2 other annotated features are annotated in these 760 nt (G+C 56.1%).

What is annotated here, in order from left to right:
- Nucleotides 1-201 (bottom strand) — a sequence feature (23S ribosomal RNA rRNA prediction is too short).
- A gap of 67 nt (nucleotides 202-268) precedes the next feature.
- Nucleotides 269-605 (bottom strand) — a sequence feature (23S ribosomal RNA rRNA prediction is too short).
- Nucleotides 606-760: the final 155 nt, after the last annotated feature.

Raw genomic sequence — 760 nt, 5'->3', positions numbered from 1 at the left:
CCTCCGTTACTCTTTGGGAGGCGACCGCCCCAGTCAAACTGCCCACCATGCGCTGTCCTGGATCCTGTCGAACCGCAGTTAGACATCCATGACGATAAGGGTGGTATTTCAAGGTTGGCTCCACACGAGCTGGCGCCCGCGCTTCAAAGCCTACCACCTATCCTACACATGCCGACACGAATGCCAGCGCAAAGTTGCAGTAAAGGTGCACGGGGTCTTTCCGTCTAACCGCAGAAACCCCGCATCTTCACGGGGAATTCAATTTCACTGAGTCTCTGCTGGAGACAGCGGGGAAGTCGTTACGCCATTCGTGCAGGTCGGAACTTACCCGACAAGGAATTTCGCTACCTTAGGACCGTTATAGTTACGGCCGCCGTTTACCGGGGCTTCGATTCAAAGCTTGCACCTCTCCTCTTAACCTTCCGGCACCGGGCAGGCGTCAGACCCTATACGTCGCCTTGCGGCTTCGCAGAGCCCTGTGTTTTTGTTAAACAGTCGCCACCCCCTGGCTTGTGCCCCCGATCATGGTTGCCCACAACCGGGGCCTCCTTATCCCGAAGTTACGGAGGCAATTTGCCGAGTTCCTTCAGCAGAGTTCTCTCAAGCGCCTTGGTATACTCTACCTGTCCACCTGTGTCGGTTTCGGGTACGGTCTCATGCGGAGGCTATTTCCTGGAACCGGTTCACTGCACACCCAATCCGATAAGGATGCACAATTTACCCGATCCGTCACCATCCGCTGGCTGGGGACTATTAACCC

This window comes from Prosthecodimorpha hirschii (genome assembly GCF_001305515.1).
In the GTDB taxonomy this organism is placed as follows: Bacteria; Pseudomonadota; Alphaproteobacteria; order Rhizobiales; family Ancalomicrobiaceae; genus Prosthecodimorpha; species Prosthecodimorpha hirschii.
This window is presented reverse-complemented; position numbering and strand designations above follow the sequence as displayed.